The 13,741-nt window shown below is 65.6% G+C and carries 15 protein-coding genes; 9 read left to right on the top strand and 6 right to left on the bottom strand.

What is annotated here, in order from left to right; all coding sequences use genetic code 11:
- Positions 1-34: 34 nt before the first annotated feature.
- Positions 35-1,519 carry a RimK family ATP-grasp domain-containing protein gene (locus AC3WJB_RS03035; protein WP_492678581.1) on the bottom strand — a complete coding sequence of 495 codons (1,485 nt, stop codon included), beginning with the start codon at positions 1,517-1,519 and terminating at the stop codon, positions 35-37.
- Between the two features lie 219 nt (positions 1,520-1,738).
- On the opposite strand from AC3WJB_RS03035, the gene AC3WJB_RS03040 reads away from it, so the two are divergent.
- Together AC3WJB_RS03040 and AC3WJB_RS03045 are read left to right on the top strand one after the other, a co-directional pair.
- Positions 1,739-2,281 (top strand): GNAT family N-acetyltransferase, encoded by a 543-nt coding sequence (locus tag AC3WJB_RS03040; protein ID WP_492678583.1) that lies wholly within the window; start codon positions 1,739-1,741, stop codon positions 2,279-2,281.
- Between the two features lie 18 nt (positions 2,282-2,299).
- Positions 2,300-2,776, top strand: a complete 477-nt coding sequence (locus AC3WJB_RS03045) for an NUDIX hydrolase (RefSeq protein ID WP_492678585.1) — start codon at positions 2,300-2,302, stop codon at positions 2,774-2,776.
- Between the two features lie 8 nt (positions 2,777-2,784).
- Here AC3WJB_RS03045 and AC3WJB_RS03050 read toward each other — a convergent pair whose 3' ends face one another.
- Positions 2,785-3,474, bottom strand: a complete 690-nt coding sequence (locus AC3WJB_RS03050; protein WP_492678587.1) for a hypothetical protein — start codon at positions 3,472-3,474, stop codon at positions 2,785-2,787.
- Between the two features lie 175 nt (positions 3,475-3,649).
- Between AC3WJB_RS03050 and lptM the strand changes: the two genes are divergently transcribed.
- The 6 genes from lptM (at position 3,650) to AC3WJB_RS03080 (ending at position 8,280) form a co-directional block, all read left to right on the top strand.
- Entirely contained in the window at positions 3,650-3,811 is a 162-nt protein-coding gene (lptM, locus tag AC3WJB_RS03055; protein WP_492678589.1) for an LPS translocon maturation chaperone LptM, read from the top strand.
- Between the two features lie 117 nt (positions 3,812-3,928).
- Positions 3,929-4,615 carry a DUF484 family protein gene (locus tag AC3WJB_RS03060; RefSeq protein WP_492678591.1) on the top strand — a complete coding sequence of 229 codons (687 nt, stop codon included), beginning with the start codon at positions 3,929-3,931 and terminating at the stop codon, positions 4,613-4,615.
- A gap of 1 nt (position 4,616) precedes the next feature.
- Entirely contained in the window at positions 4,617-5,504 is an 888-nt protein-coding gene (gene xerC / locus AC3WJB_RS03065; RefSeq protein WP_492678593.1) for a tyrosine recombinase XerC, read from the top strand.
- A 128-nt stretch (positions 5,505-5,632) separates the two neighbouring features.
- Entirely contained in the window at positions 5,633-6,187 is a 555-nt protein-coding gene (gene hslV / locus AC3WJB_RS03070; protein WP_492678595.1) for an ATP-dependent protease subunit HslV, read from the top strand.
- 100 nt (positions 6,188-6,287) lie between these two features.
- The gene (hslU, locus tag AC3WJB_RS03075) at positions 6,288-7,628 is read left to right on the top strand and encodes an ATP-dependent protease ATPase subunit HslU (RefSeq protein ID WP_492678597.1); all 1,341 of its coding nucleotides are present in this window, start codon (positions 6,288-6,290) and stop codon (positions 7,626-7,628) included.
- A 28-nt stretch (positions 7,629-7,656) separates the two neighbouring features.
- Positions 7,657-8,280, top strand: a complete 624-nt coding sequence (locus AC3WJB_RS03080) for a hypothetical protein (RefSeq protein WP_492678599.1) — start codon at positions 7,657-7,659, stop codon at positions 8,278-8,280.
- Between the two features lie 76 nt (positions 8,281-8,356).
- On the opposite strand, the gene mnmE is transcribed toward AC3WJB_RS03080, so the two are convergent.
- The 4 genes from mnmE to rpmH form a co-directional block, all read right to left on the bottom strand.
- Entirely contained in the window at positions 8,357-9,673 is a 1,317-nt protein-coding gene (mnmE, locus tag AC3WJB_RS03085) for a tRNA uridine-5-carboxymethylaminomethyl(34) synthesis GTPase MnmE (RefSeq protein ID WP_492683050.1), read from the bottom strand.
- A 98-nt stretch (positions 9,674-9,771) separates the two neighbouring features.
- Positions 9,772-11,508 (bottom strand): membrane protein insertase YidC, encoded by a 1,737-nt coding sequence (gene yidC, locus AC3WJB_RS03090; protein ID WP_492678601.1) that lies wholly within the window; start codon positions 11,506-11,508, stop codon positions 9,772-9,774.
- A gap of 96 nt (positions 11,509-11,604) precedes the next feature.
- Positions 11,605-11,988 (bottom strand): ribonuclease P protein component, encoded by a 384-nt coding sequence (gene rnpA, locus AC3WJB_RS03095; protein WP_492678602.1) that lies wholly within the window; start codon positions 11,986-11,988, stop codon positions 11,605-11,607.
- Between the two features lie 9 nt (positions 11,989-11,997).
- The gene (rpmH, locus tag AC3WJB_RS03100; protein ID WP_492678604.1) at positions 11,998-12,132 is read right to left on the bottom strand and encodes a 50S ribosomal protein L34; all 135 of its coding nucleotides are present in this window, start codon (positions 12,130-12,132) and stop codon (positions 11,998-12,000) included.
- A 181-nt stretch (positions 12,133-12,313) separates the two neighbouring features.
- On the opposite strand from rpmH, the gene dnaA reads away from it, so the two are divergent.
- Positions 12,314-13,648 carry a chromosomal replication initiator protein DnaA gene (gene dnaA / locus AC3WJB_RS03105; RefSeq protein ID WP_492678606.1) on the top strand — a complete coding sequence of 445 codons (1,335 nt, stop codon included), beginning with the start codon at positions 12,314-12,316 and terminating at the stop codon, positions 13,646-13,648.
- Positions 13,649-13,741: the final 93 nt, after the last annotated feature.

Consider the following 13,741-nt stretch of genomic DNA (forward strand, 5'->3'; position numbering starts at 1 on the left):
TGGTTCCAGGCGGCGCCCACCCGCGCGGTGCGCGTCAGGCACCCAGGCCCTGGCGCTTGCGCTCCATGCGGCGCAAAAACTCCTGCATGATCTGCAGGTACAACTTGTCCCCGAGGTAACCGTCCTCGACGCCCGCATCGATCGACGGGTTGTCGTTGACTTCAATCACCACCGGGCGGTCGCCAACCTGTTTCAGGTCGACCCCGTACAGGCCGTTGCCGATCAGCGCCGTCGCCTTCAGCGCCAGCTTGACCACGGCAGCGGGCGCCTGGCTGACCGACACGGTCTCGTAGCCGCCGGTCATGTCCGCGCCTTTGGCGCTGTGGTTGTAAATCTGCCAATGCCCGCGCGACATGAAGTACTTGCACGCATACAGCGGTTGCCGGTTCAGGATGCCGATGCGCCAATCGAACTTGGTGTACAGATACTCTTGGGCCAGCAGCAAAGCGCTGTGCTGAAACAAGGTACCGGCGGCCCGCTCCAGCTCTTCGTCGCTTTCCACTTTCACCACGCCCCGGGAGAAGGATCCGTCGGGGATCTTCAGCACCAGTGGCAGGCCCAGCTTTTCGACCACCTCGTGTGTGCCCTTGGGATCGTCGCGATAGAGGATCTCGGTGCGTGGCACCGCGAGCTTGTGCGACTCCATCAAATCCTTGAGGAAGATCTTGTTGGTACAGCGCAGGATCGACCCGGGATCGTCGATCACCACCATGTTTTCTTTTTCCGCCCTATGCGCAAAGCGATAGGTGTGGTTGTCCGAAGCGGTGGTTTCGCGGATGAACAGGCCGTCGTATTCGGCCAGACGCTGGTAATCGTTCTTGCCGACTGCATCGACCTCGATGCCGAGCTGGTGGCCGGCGCTGACGAACGCCTTCAGCGCCTTGCGGTTGGAGGGCGGCAAAGTCTCGGACGGATCCACCAACATGGCCAGGTCATAGCGGTACAGCTTGCGTGCCCGTGGCTTACGCCACAGTTTCTTCGAGAAGCGATCCAGGCCCTCGGCAAAGGCGTCTTCCTGCGCGTCATCCAGGGTGTGCAGCCCGACCGGCTTGATCGATGCCACCTGCCACACCCGGTCGCGCACGAACTCGATGCGCAGCAGCGGACAGGGGAAAGACTCGAACACCTGCCGCGCCAGGTCCTGCAGGGCCGGATAGGCCGTCTCGCCAAAATACACCAGGGTGCCGAAATCGGTGGTGTCCCGGCCGCCGGCGGGAAGGAAATTCGTGAGCTTGGCGTTGAGGTCGCCTATGTCCACGCCATACAGCGAGCGCCGCCGCAGGTCGTTCACCGTGCGCACCGAGGGCAGCACCTTGTGCCCGCGCGCCTCGGCCAACAACGAGACGTAGTAGCCCGTACCCAGGTACTTGTAGCTGCGGCACAGGTTCAATACGTGGGTGCGCTCATCGTCACGCAGCGCCGGCAGGCGCAGGTAATCCATCGCGCCCATGACGTCGGCGGACGGGTAATACGAGCCCCAGTCCGCAACCTTCTCCACCACGATGACCAAACGGGTCATGACAGCCTCGACCAGGGCGGCGTGCGCCGGAACACCCGGGGCTTGGCCGCACAAAGCGTGCAGTTTCGCACACCGCCGGGGGGACACAAGCCCGTATGCGCGCCCAGCGACAAGGCGAACTTGCACGTTGGCCGGGACTGCCCGCGGCGCGCATCCGCTGGCCGCCTTCGCCGCGTCGCGGAGTCCCACAAGGTGGTCGCGGCTGCTAAAGTTCGCGGAATGTCCGCACCCCCTCCCACCGCCAACAAGATTTTCCGCAGCCTAACCCGGCGTGAACCGCAGCCAACGGCGCAGGTCGCCGCACCCTATGTCGGGGTGCGCGTGCGCCGCGGAGAAAACACCGACCTGGACGAGCTTCTGAAACTGGAGGAACGCACGTTCGACAGCGATCGCTTGTCGCGCGCGCAGTACCGCCGGCACCTGGACAGCGATTCGGCACAAGTGCTGGTGGCCAGTGCGCCGCACAACCATTTCCTCGGCGCTGCCGTGCTGCTGTTTCGCAAGGGCAGCGCCGTGGCCCGAGTGTATTCGTTGGCCACCCAGCCGCAGGCACGCCGCCAGGGCGTAGGCACCGCGCTGTTGCAGGCTGCCGAACGCGCGGCCCGCAGGCGTGGCTGCCGCGCGCTGCGACTCGAGGTGCAAGTCGGCAACGCCCGGGCCATCAAGCTCTACGAGCAATTCGGCTTCGTGCGCATCGGCGGGCACACCCGGTATTACGAAAATGGGGCCGACGCCTGGCGCTACGAGAAGCTGCTGGCCTGAGCGGGAGCCACCACCGCCATGGCAGAACTTCCCATCCGCTGCACCATGGCCTCCGTGGTGGTGATGCGGGCTGCACGGCCCGAGCCGCAGGTCCTGTTGCTGCGTCGCGCCGGCAGCTACCTGCACGGCGCGTGGAGCTATGTGGCCGGTCACCTCGAGGCCGGTGAGACCTTATGGCAGTGCGCGCTGCGTGAACTGGCCGAGGAGACCGGGCTACGGCCGCAGGCGTTCTATTCGGCGGATAGCTGCGAGCAGTTCTACGACGCCCAAAACGATTGCGTCCAGGTCGTCCCGGCCTTCGTCGCCATGCTCGAGGGCGAAGCCTGCGTGCACTTGAATCGCGAACACGATGCCTTTCGTTGGCTAAGCTTCCATGCCGCCCGGCCGGAGCTGCTGTTCGAAGGCCAGCGCGAACTCTTCGCCCGTGTTCGGCGCGAATTCGTCGAGCGGACGCCGCCCGCGTCGCTGCGTCTGCCCCTGCCCAGCGGTGATTGAGCCCGCATTCAGCGATCCAGCCGCTGCGCCAGCAGCTGCTCGGTGGCAGCATCCGGGCGCGCCACCAGGGCGCCGGTACGCATGAGGCTCACGCTGTAATGCCCCTGGTCGACCAGGGGCAGGAAGACCCCGCTGCCATAGATTGCGTCCACGCCCGGTACCCAGGCGGGGTGGCGCCGACGCAAGTCGACGATATCGAAACCGCGTTCTGGAGCCAGGTCGACGACGCTGCGCGGGGCCGTGGTTTCCTGCCGCGTGTCATCGTAGCGGCCAGACAGACGATCCAGCCGATATAGCGGTGGCACGCCAGCGAGCATGGCCGGCAACTTCCACTTCAGCACGATCGCCTCGACGCGCCAGGCGTCGCCGAGGACGGTGGCATGCCGCGTCGTGCCGTCAGGCCAGATCAAGGTGAGTGCCCAGTTCTGCGGCGAGAGAATCCGCGCGTCGACATCCACCACCGGCGCCTCGTCGGTCAACACGCGATAGCCACGCAAGGTCAAGGCGCCGCCCGCCAGAAGCAGGCTTACGGCCACGCAGACGGCGCAGGCCAGGGCGTGAGCGCCAGCCGCAAGCGTCCGGCGCTCAGGCAACCGTTGCCGCACGCGGAGCAATTGCACCAGCGCCAGCAGCAAGACCAGCCCAGCCAGCACCAGCAACAACGTGGTCGGCAGGCGCAACAGGTTGCTCCAATCCATCGCGGTTCCTCGGCGCACGTCGCGCCCGTGACGTCATGATACGACCCGCGCCGTGCGGCGCGGCCCCGGTAGCGGCCGCTATACTCCAGGTTGCGCCGACGCCTGCATACCCTGCCCGCGCAGCGCCGTTGAAGCGGCTTGCGAGGTCATCTTGAGCACAGCAAATCCTGCCCGCATGCACCGATGGTCATGGTGGCTGCCGGTACTGGCAGCCGTCGGCCTGAGCGGCTGCGGCAACAAGGGACCACTGCGCCCGGCGCCGGCGACGACAGCGGCGGCCAGTACCAGTGCCAGCGCGCCGGCGACCGCAGCCAGCGCGATGTTGCCCCGGCCATGACATTGCAGTTGGACTTCTGGACGGCCATGCTGACCCGGTACCCCGGCCTACGCCCCTGCCTGTTCGCTTGCTGCACTATCGTCCCCTCCCGAATGGACGGCCCGAAGGAACCACGCCATGCCCGCTATCGTGACTGACCAGGTACTCGATCCCGCAGCCGTTGCCGCCTACCTGCGCGCGCACCCCGGCTTTCTGGGCGACTATCCGGACGTGGCCGCGCAACTCACCGTGAGCCGCTCCGAGGGTCCGGTCGCCTCGCTGGCCGCCTATCAGCTGCAGAACCTGCGGGACAAGAACACCCAACTGGAGCTGCGTCTTGCCGAGCTGGTCAAGGTCGCCGCCGAAAACGAAACTCTCATGGGACGCGTGCACGCCCTGACCGTGGCCTTGCTGCGCGCCAATACCATCGAGGTCACCTTGCGCACCATCTTTGCCCGGTTGAGCGCCGACTTCCACAGCGAGCAGGTGCGCCTGCTGCTGTTCGGCCGGCAACCCGAGTTGCCACGCGGCGATTGGCTGGTGCAGGTCCCGGAGCGCCTGGACGACGTGCCGGAATTCGCGAGCTTTCCGGACAGTGCCGAGCCGGTATGCGGACGCCTCTCGGCCGAAAGGTTGTCGCGCCTGTTTGGCAATCAGGCTGCCAGCATCCGGTCGGCCGCCGTGATGCGCCTGGGCACCTCCGGCATCCTGGCCATCGGCAGCCTGGATGTGGACCGGTTCCAACCAGGCATGGGCACGCTGTTCCTGAAGATGATCGCCACCACGATCACCGCGGCGCTGACGCGCTCCTACGACGTGGGCTGACGTGTCTGTCGACGCCCAGCTTTCCGCCTGGCTCACCAAACTGGCGGTCGAGCGCCATGCGTCGCCGCATACCATTGCCGCCTATCGCCGGGACCTCGGCAAGCTGAGCCAGTTCATGGCGGCGCAGGGCATCGCCAGCTTTGGCGCGCTGGACCAGCACGTGCTGCGCGCCTTCATTGCCGCCGAGCACCGCCGTGGGTTGGCGCCACGGAGCATCCGACGCCTGCTGTCCTCATGCCGCAGCCTGTTTCGCCACCTGAACCGCGAAGGCCTGCTGGACCATGACCCCGCACTTGGCATCCGTGGGCCGAAGGTGCGGTCCAGCCTTCCTGCCGTGCTTGACGTGGACGAGGCAGCCGCATTGATGGACAGCCCGGCGGATGGCCCCCTGGCGGTACGCGACCGGGCCATGCTGGAGCTGTTCTACTCCAGCGGCCTGCGCCTGTCCGAACTGGCGGGCCTGCGGTGGCTCGACATTGACCTGGACGGTGGCGAAGTGCGCGTCAACGGCAAGGGCGCCAAGACCCGCATCGTGCCGGTTGGACGCTTCGCGGTTGCAGCCTTGCGCAGCCTGGGCGCACAGGAAGGCATGCGCCCCGACACCCCGATTTTTCGCGGCCGGAGTGGCGCCGCCATCAGCCAACGCGCAGTACAGCTGCGCGTGGACAAGCTCGCCCGCCTGCACGGTCTACCCAAACACGTGCACCCGCACATGCTGCGCCACACTTTCGCCAGCCACCTGCTGGAATCGTCCGGCGACCTGCGGGCGGTGCAGGAACTTCTCGGCCATGCCGACATTGCCACCACCCAGATTTACACCCACCTCGATTTCCAGCACCTGGCCAAGGTCTACGACGCCGCCCATCCGCGGGCACGACACAAACCCTGAGTGCCCACCAGGGACATGCTTGCTTGGCGTACCGGCTCGGTGCCGGCACCGGGCGCGGGGGAGATCCGGCGTTGAAGCCTCGCGACGGCGACCCCATGTGTCCGGTTTACGTTGCAAGCAGGGCCACCATGGAATCCTTCCACGCTACCACCATCGTTTCCGTGCGCCGCAACGGCCGGGTCGTCATTGGCGGGGACGGCCAGGTCACCTTGGGCAACACCGTGGCCAAGGGCAATGCTTGCAAGATCCGGCGGCTGGGCAAGGCCGGCAACGTGTTGGCCGGCTTTGCCGGGGCCACCGCCGATGCCTTCACCCTGTTTGAGCTTTTCGAGCAAAAGCTGGAGAAGCACGGCAGCAACCTGGCACGGGCAGCGGTGGAGATGGCCAAGGAGTGGCGTACGGATCGCCGCTACGGCAAGTTGGAAGCCATGCTGGCCGTAGCCGACCGCGAGGCCTCGCTGCTGATCTCCGGCAACGGCGACGTGCTCGAGCCCGAACACGGCCTGCTCGCGACCGGATCGGGCGGCCCGTTTGCCCAAGCCGCAGCGCTGGCCCTGCTGGAAAACACCGAGCTGGATGCGCGCGCCATCGTCGAGGCTGCGCTGAAGATTGCCGGCGACATCTGCATCTACACCAACCACCATACGACGATCGAGGAACTCGAATCCGGCAGCGCGGCCTGATCGCGCACTCCGGAGCTGCAGCACGGTCGCAACGAGGCCGCTGCTGCCGGGCCGTGCCCAAACCGTTCCACGTCTTGTCACCTGCCTTGCCGAGGCCTGCATGTCCGAACTGACTCCGCGCGAAATCGTCAACGAACTCGACCGCTACATCGTCGGCCAGCACGACGCGAAGCGTGCCGTGGCCAACGCCCTGCGCAGCCGCTGGCGGCGCATGCAGCTGGCCGCGGACATGCGCGACGAGGTAACGCCGAAAAACATCCTCATGATCGGGCCCACCGGGGTCGGCAAGACCGAGATTGCGCGCCGCCTGGCCACGCTGGCCAATGCGCCATTCGTCAAGGTGGAAGCGACCAAGTTCACCGAAGTCGGCTACGTCGGCAAGGAAGTGGACTCGATCATCCGCGACCTGGCCGACGTAGCCTACAAGCTGACCCGCGAGCAGGCAGTGCGGCGTGTGCGCAGCGTGGCCGAGGATCATGCCGAGGATCGCATCCTCGACGCCCTGTTGCCTCGCAGGCAAGCCCCGACCGACTGGAGCCATGATGATGCCAAGGCCGGCGGTGAACTCGCCGAAACCCGGCAAAAGCTGCGCAAGCAACTGCGCGAGGGCACGCTCGACGAGCGCGAGATCGAGCTGGACCTGGCCATGAACGTCGGCGTGGAAATCATGTCCCCGCCGGGCATGGAGGAAATGGGCGCCCAACTGCGGCAGATGTTCCAGAACCTGGGCGGCGGCAAGACCCAGCAGCGCAAGCTGGCGATCAAGGCGGCGCGTCCGCTGCTGATCGACGAGGAGGCCGGCAAGTTGCTCAACGACGAAGAGGTGCGGGCCCAGGCCATCGAGGCGGCCGAGCAAAACGGCATCGTGTTCATCGATGAGATCGACAAGGTCGCCCAGCGCAGCGACTACGGGCACTCCGGCGTCAGCCGCGAGGGCGTGCAGCGCGACCTGCTGCCGTTGGTGGAAGGCTCCACGGTGTCCACCAAGTACGGCCCGATCAAGACCGACCACATGCTGTTCATCGCCTCGGGAGCGTTCTCGCTGGCCAAGCCTTCGGATCTCATCCCGGAGCTGCAGGGCCGCCTGCCGATCCGGGTGGAACTGTCCGCACTCAGCGTGGACGATTTCAAGCGCATCCTGCGTGAGCCGCACAACGCGCTGACCAAGCAATACACCGCCTTGTTGGCCACTGAAGGCGTGTCGCTGAACTTTACCGACTCGGGCATCGACCGCCTGGCGGAAGTGGCGTTTTCAGTGAACGAACGCACCGAGAATATCGGCGCCCGACGCCTGCACACGGTCATGGAGCGACTGCTGGAAACAATCTCATACGAGGCCGCCGACAAATCCGGAGAAAAGTACGTCATCGACGCCGAAATGGTCGACAGAAACCTGCAAAGTCTCGCCCAGAACGAAGACCTGAGCCGCTACATCCTGTGAGCCGGCAGCCAATCGCCAATCTGCTAAAATGCACATCGTGAACAACGTTGTCGAACTGAAGACCACTGGGCCACGCATACAACTCCGGACTGCCCTGAAAGACCAGACCCTCGTCAGGCTGTGGCGGGCCGACCTGGAGCAGGGTAGCTTTTGTGGCTATGTTTGCGGCATGGGCCGGGAGTTCTTCCTGCTCTGGGTCGTAGGCGACTGCGTGACCTACGACGGCATGTACGTCATGCGCCACCGCGACGTGACCGAGCTCGAGGCGCCAGACAAGCACCACGCCTTCCTCACCCGCGCGCTGGCCCTGAAGCACCTGCGGCCTACGGCCTGGCCGGCGTTCCCCCTGGACAACGTGCGCGAGGTGGTCGAGGCGGCCGGGAAGGCAGCACCAATCATCGGCGTGCACGTCGACAGCGAGGACGACTGCGAGGTGTGCTACATCGGACGCTGGGTCAGCGCGGACGATGAGGGTTTCTACATGCAGGAGCTCAGCCCGGACGCTGAATGGATGCACGAAGTCTCGTTTTTCAGTTGGGACGAAGTGTCCACAGTCAGCCTGGAAGACGGCTACGCCCTATCCTTGTTGGACGTCGCCGGACCGCCACCCCCGTTGAAGCGCAACGAGTCCGGCGAACAGCGCGTGCACTGACCCGCCGGCCAATCCTCCGCGCCGGTGGCAACAGGCAAATCCAACCGATGGCACGGCTCAGGCAAGACTCGCCCACTTATTTGCCGACGCAGAACGAGCTGAAGATCGCGCCCAGCAGGTCGTCACTGCCGTAGACGCCGGTGATCTGGCCGAGCACATGCTGGGCCAGGCGCAGTTCCTCAGCCGCCAACTCGCCGGCACGGCGGCTCGCCAGTTGTGCTGCCGCGGAGGCCAAGTGCGTGGCGACCGTGGACAAGGCCAGCACGTGCCGCCGCCGCGCGCTGAACGCACCATCGTCGCCACCGCCCAGGCGACGCAGTTCGGCGCGCAAGGCATCGAGGCCTGCGCCAGTCTTCGCTGACAACCACAGCCAATCCACCGCCCCGTGCCGCTCGTGTCGCGGCTCGCCACCGTCACAGTCGATCTTGTTGACCACCACCATGCGACGCACACCATCGCCCAGCGTGGCCAGCAGCGCCTGATCGGCAGCCGCCTGCCTGGCCTCGGTAACCAGCAACACGGCGTCGGCCACGGCCAGCTCGGCACGCGCCCGCGCCACGCCTTCGCGCTCGACCTCGTCGTCGGTGTCGTGCAAGCCCGCGGTGTCGACCAGCTCCAGCGCGACGCCGTCGAGACTGAGCTGCTCACGCAACACGTCCCGGGTCGTCCCCGCCACTGGATTGACGATGGCTCGGTTGCGGCCGCTCAAGGCATTCAGCAAGCTGGACTTGCCGACGTTGGGGCGGCCCACGATGGCAACGCGCGCGCCATCGCTCAGGCGCAGGCCACGTTCGGCCTCGCGCAGGATGGCCGCCACGGTTTCGCGCATGCCTTGCAGCCGCGAGCCGAGCACCGGGTCGGCGAGGAAGTCGATCTCCTCCTCCGGGAAGTCCATGGCCGCCTCGACGTGGACGCGCAGCGCGATCAGCTCGTGCAACAGCGTGTCGATCCGCTGCGAGAAAACGCCATCCAGGGACTGCAGCGCCGCGCGTGCCGCCGCTTGCGAACGCGCGGCAATCAGGTCGGCCACCGCCTCGGCCTGGGCCAGGTCCAGCTTGCCATTCAGGAACGCGCGTTCGGTGAACTCCCCGGGCCGGGCGAGCCGGGCACCCAGCTCGCACACCCGGCGCACCAGCAAGTCCAGAACGACGGGATTGCCGTGGCCCTGCAGCTCAAGCACGTGTTCACCCGTATACGACGCCGGGGCAGGAAAGAACAACAGAAGGCCGTGGTCGAGGAGTCCGCCGCCGGCATCGCGCCAGGTAGCGAATTGGGCGTAGCGAGGCTGTGGCGCCCGCCCCAGCAAGGCCTGTGCAATGTCCGGCACCCGCGGTCCAGAGGCTCGCACGACGCCGATGCCAGCCTGACCGGCCGCGCTGGCGATGGCCACAATCGTGTCCTGCGGCGCCTTGCCGTCCGCGGCCCACGGGTGCGCCGATGCCGCTGGGGCTTGGCGTTGCGTCACTGTTGGACACCCTTGTTGCGGCGCACTCAGGCCGGTTTGGCTGCAGGGCCCTCGCGATCGACGTGATGCGTGACCCACCACTGCTGACCGAGGCCGACGATGCCGTTCACCGCGTAATACAAGCACAGGCCCGAAGGGAAGAAGGCAAACACCACCGTAAACAACAACGGCATCACCTTCATCATCTTGGCCTGGGTCGGGTCCATGCCGACGGCCACCGGGTTTAGCCACTGCGTACCCAGCATCACGATCGCGTAGATGATAGGCAAGATGTAGAACGGATCGGGAGCGCTCAGGTCGGGAATCCACAGGAACGCGGCGTGGCGCAGTTCCAGCGAATATTCCAGCACATAGAACAGGCCGTAGAAGACGGGCAGGGTGATCAACACCGGCAGGCAACCGCCCATCGGATTGACCTTCTCCTTCTTGTACAGCTCCATGGTGGCCTGCTGCATCTTCTGCTTGTCGTCGCCGTAGCGCTCCTTCAGGGCCTTGAGGCGCGGGGCAAGCTTGCGCATCCTGGCGCTGGAGCGGTATTGCATCGCCGTCAGCTTCCAGGTCAGGCCCTTGATCAACAGCACGAGCAGGATGATCGCCACGCCCCAGTTGCGCGCCAGCCCGTGCAGCAACGAGAGCACCGCGTGCATCGGCACGGCAATGATCTTGAGCATGCCGTAGTCAATGGTCAGATCGAGGCCAGGTGCAATGGCGTCGAGCTTGCCCTGCACGTTCGGGCCGACGTACAGGCGGGCATGTACATCGGTGCTTTGCCCCGGTGCCACGTGCAGGGCCGGCCCGATCGCGCGGATCAGGTAGCGCGGGTGTGCGCTGCCCGCATCGATGGTCTGCGTGACGTACTGGGCGGTCTGGTTCGCCGGCGGGATCCAGGCGGCGAAAAAGTACAGGCGCAGCATGGCCAACCAGCCGCCGGTGATGGAACGATCGAGCCGGTCCTTGGGTTCGGCAAAGTCCTTGAAGGACAACTTCTCGAACTTCTCGCCGGTGTACCAGGCGGCACCCTGGAAGCTGCGGTTTTCCGGATCGATGTAGTTCTGCAGCCAGCTGGTCGCCTTGGGCGGCTCGGCACGCAGCAGTTGTTCGTAGGCGTTGCCAGCCCACGGCTGTCCGCTCCCATTGTCAATGTGCTGCGCCACGTCGATGACGTAGCTGCCCCGCTTGAGGGTATAGGTCTTGGTCACCTTGAGGCCAGTGTCATCCTGCCAAACCAGGCTGACCTCGAGCTTGTCCTGGCCGGGCGCCAGGGTGTAGCTCGTCTGGCCGGGCTGGAACAGCGCCAAGTGATTGGGCTGGTGCGCCGGCGCCGTATCGCTGCTGCTGACCAGGCCGCTTTGCGCCACGAAGTAAGTGGGGTCGTCGACATTCAAGAGCAGCGTGGCGGGCGGGTGCGGATCGGCGTGCGTCGGCGCCCGTTGCGGATAGGCCGGCAAGGACGCGCGCACGATGCTGCCGCCGCGGGCATCCAGTACCAGGTCAAGCACGTCGGTGCTCACCGTGATCTGTGGTGACGCTTTCCGCGCCGGCGCTGCGGACGCCTGGCCGACGCTCGCCGCAACGGCCGACGGTGCCGGCTCGCCGGGGATGGCGGCCGGCACGCTGTCATACGCCGAGCTCGCGCCGGCCGGCGCGGTAGCCACCGACGACGCGACGGGTGGCTTCACGGCGTAATCGTTTTGCCAGGCCAGGAACAGGAGATAGGCGACAGCCAGCAAGGCGAACGTGAGGAAGGTGCGCGTTTGATTCATCGCAGGGCAAATCCGATGGCGGCACGAGGCGCGGCGCGGCAACGTGGCAAGGTGGGCGTAGCGAACACCCGATTGTGGCGGCGCCCCGGTTTCGCATCAATGGGGAGGGGATGCGGCGCGCCCGGCTTCGGCGCTCAGCAGTTTGTCCCACAGCTCGTCGATCTGGGCCAACAATTGCGCGCCATCCAAGGCTGCCGCCTGTGTCCGTGCCATGACCACCATGTCCACCGCCGGTAGCCGATGACGCACTCGGCGAAAAGATTCGCGCACCAGCCGTTTGAGCCGATTGCGCTCGACTGCGCGCCGGGAAACCTGCTTGGAGATGGCCAAGCCCAAGCGCGCGACGCCAAAGCTGTTCGGCGCGTAGCGCAATTGAAAGCAGCGGACTCCAACCCGCCCGCGGCTGCTCTTTAGTGTCGCGAAATCGGCGCGCCGACGAAGCCGTGCCTGGCGCGGCAACCCGGCAATCGCCAAGATCATGATGCCGCGTTACGGTGTGAGCCGCTTGCGACCCTTGGCACGGCGCGCGTTGATCACGGCGCGACCATCGGCAGTCGCCATGCGCGCGCGGAAGCCATGCGTCCGGGCGCGCTTGATTTTGCTGGGCTGGAAAGTGCGCTTCATGTTCGCTCCGAACAGAATAGGCTCAAAAGGCTGGGAAGTATGTGGCGTTGAGGCCCGCGCTGTCAAACTGCTTGCCGCCCACCCGGCGCGGCAATTTACCGACCCCGGGGTAGTCAATGGCTGCTGCTAGACTGGTGTGACTTTGCGTGCAAACGCCTGGGCCGGTGGCTGACGAGTATTCATGAGCGAGTTGTGGCGGCGCTGTCTCGAGCGTCTCGAGGGCGACCTAAGCCCCGAGGACGTGCACACGTGGCTGATGCCGCTGCAGGCGCGCGACGAAAATAATGGCCTGCACTTGTTTGCGCCCAACCCCTATACGCTCGATGCCGTACGGGAGCGCTATCTGGCCACGATTGAGGCCACCCTCCGACAATTGAGCGGGCACCCCTGTACTGTTCATTTGCAAGTCGGCTCGAGCACCCCGGCGGCGGCCCCGGTACCAACCGTTGCGAGAGCGGCAACATCTCCAGCCGCCCTCCCGGGAGCGCTTGCGTTCAGCGCCAACCTCGATCCGCACTACACTTTTGACGCCTTCGTTGAAGGTAAGTCGAACCAGTTGGGCAAAGCTGCCGCCATGCAGGTCGCCACCAACCCTGGCCGCGCGTACAACCCGCTGTTGCTCTACGGCGGCACGGGCCTCGGCAAAACGCACCTCATGCACGCGGCCGGCAACTTGATGCGCGAACGCAATCCGGCCTGCCGTGTCCTGTACCTGCGCTCGGAGCAGTTCGTGGGCTCGATGATCGAAGCCTTGCGCGCCAAGAGCATGGACGCGTTCAAGCGCCGCTTTCGCTCGGTCGATGCCCTGCTCATCGACGATATCCAGTTCTTTGCCGGCAAAGATACCACCCAGGAAGAGTTCTTCCACACCTTCAACGCGTTGTTCGAGGCCAAGCAGCAAATCATCCTGACCTGCGACCGGTACCCCAAAGAAGTCGACAAGCTTGAACCCCGGCTCAAGTCCCGCCTGGGGTGGGGCTTGTCGGTCGCCATCGAACCGCCGGATTTCGAGACCAGGGCCGCGATCCTGCTGGCCAAGGCGCACGAAAAGGGCGTGGCGGTCGGCGAGGACGTGGCCATGCTCCTGGCCAAACGGATCCGTTCCAACGTGCGCGACCTCGAGGGCGCGTTGAACACGCTGGCTGCACGCGCCAACTTCTACGCCCGACCGATCACGCCGACATTTGCCCAGGAGACCCTGCGTGACCTGCTGGCCACCCACGCCCAGGCCGTGACCATCGCCAACATCCAAAAGATCACCGCCGAATATTTCAATGTGCGCCTGCAGGATCTCCTGTCGAAGCGCCGCGTGCGGTCGCTGGCACGACCAAGGCAGATGGCGATGACCCTGGCCAAGGAACTGACCGAACACAGCCTGCCGGAAATCGGGGAGGCCTTCGGTGGCCGCGATCACACCACGGTCATGCACGCCTGCAAGACCATCCACAAACTCATGGACACGGATCCACGGATGCGCCTGGACTTCGAGCAACTGATTCGCACACTTACGGGTTGAACCAGGCCACCTGTACAGGGCGACGTGGGCGCGTCCAGGGGACAAGCTGGGGATAAACGTACAATAAGTCGAGATCGAGAGTTATCCCCAAAG

It is taken from the genome of Rhodanobacter sp. FW510-R10 (assembly GCF_058781105.1).

Excerpts from the sequence above, each read along its gene's own strand:
- AC3WJB_RS03040 (WP_492678583.1), top strand. The coding sequence starts at position 1,739 with ATGTCCGCACCCCCTCCCACCGCCAACAAGATTTTCCGCAGCCTAACC.
- rnpA (WP_492678602.1), bottom strand. The coding sequence starts at position 11,988 with ATGATCTTGGCGATTGCCGGGTTGCCGCGCCAGGCACGGCTTCGTCGG.
- hslU (WP_492678597.1), top strand. The coding sequence starts at position 6,288 with ATGTCCGAACTGACTCCGCGCGAAATCGTCAACGAACTCGACCGCTAC.
- yidC (WP_492678601.1), bottom strand. The coding sequence starts at position 11,508 with ATGAATCAAACGCGCACCTTCCTCACGTTCGCCTTGCTGGCTGTCGCC.
- rpmH (WP_492678604.1), bottom strand. The coding sequence starts at position 12,132 with ATGAAGCGCACTTTCCAGCCCAGCAAAATCAAGCGCGCCCGGACGCAT.
- AC3WJB_RS03080 (WP_492678599.1), top strand. The coding sequence starts at position 7,657 with ATGCACATCGTGAACAACGTTGTCGAACTGAAGACCACTGGGCCACGC.
- dnaA (WP_492678606.1), top strand. The coding sequence starts at position 12,314 with ATGAGCGAGTTGTGGCGGCGCTGTCTCGAGCGTCTCGAGGGCGACCTA.
- AC3WJB_RS03035 (WP_492678581.1), bottom strand. The coding sequence starts at position 1,519 with ATGACCCGTTTGGTCATCGTGGTGGAGAAGGTTGCGGACTGGGGCTCG.
- lptM (WP_492678589.1), top strand. The coding sequence starts at position 3,650 with ATGCACCGATGGTCATGGTGGCTGCCGGTACTGGCAGCCGTCGGCCTG.
- AC3WJB_RS03050 (WP_492678587.1), bottom strand. The coding sequence starts at position 3,474 with ATGGATTGGAGCAACCTGTTGCGCCTGCCGACCACGTTGTTGCTGGTG.
- hslV (WP_492678595.1), top strand. The coding sequence starts at position 5,633 with ATGGAATCCTTCCACGCTACCACCATCGTTTCCGTGCGCCGCAACGGC.
- AC3WJB_RS03045 (WP_492678585.1), top strand. The coding sequence starts at position 2,300 with ATGGCAGAACTTCCCATCCGCTGCACCATGGCCTCCGTGGTGGTGATG.
- AC3WJB_RS03060 (WP_492678591.1), top strand. The coding sequence starts at position 3,929 with ATGCCCGCTATCGTGACTGACCAGGTACTCGATCCCGCAGCCGTTGCC.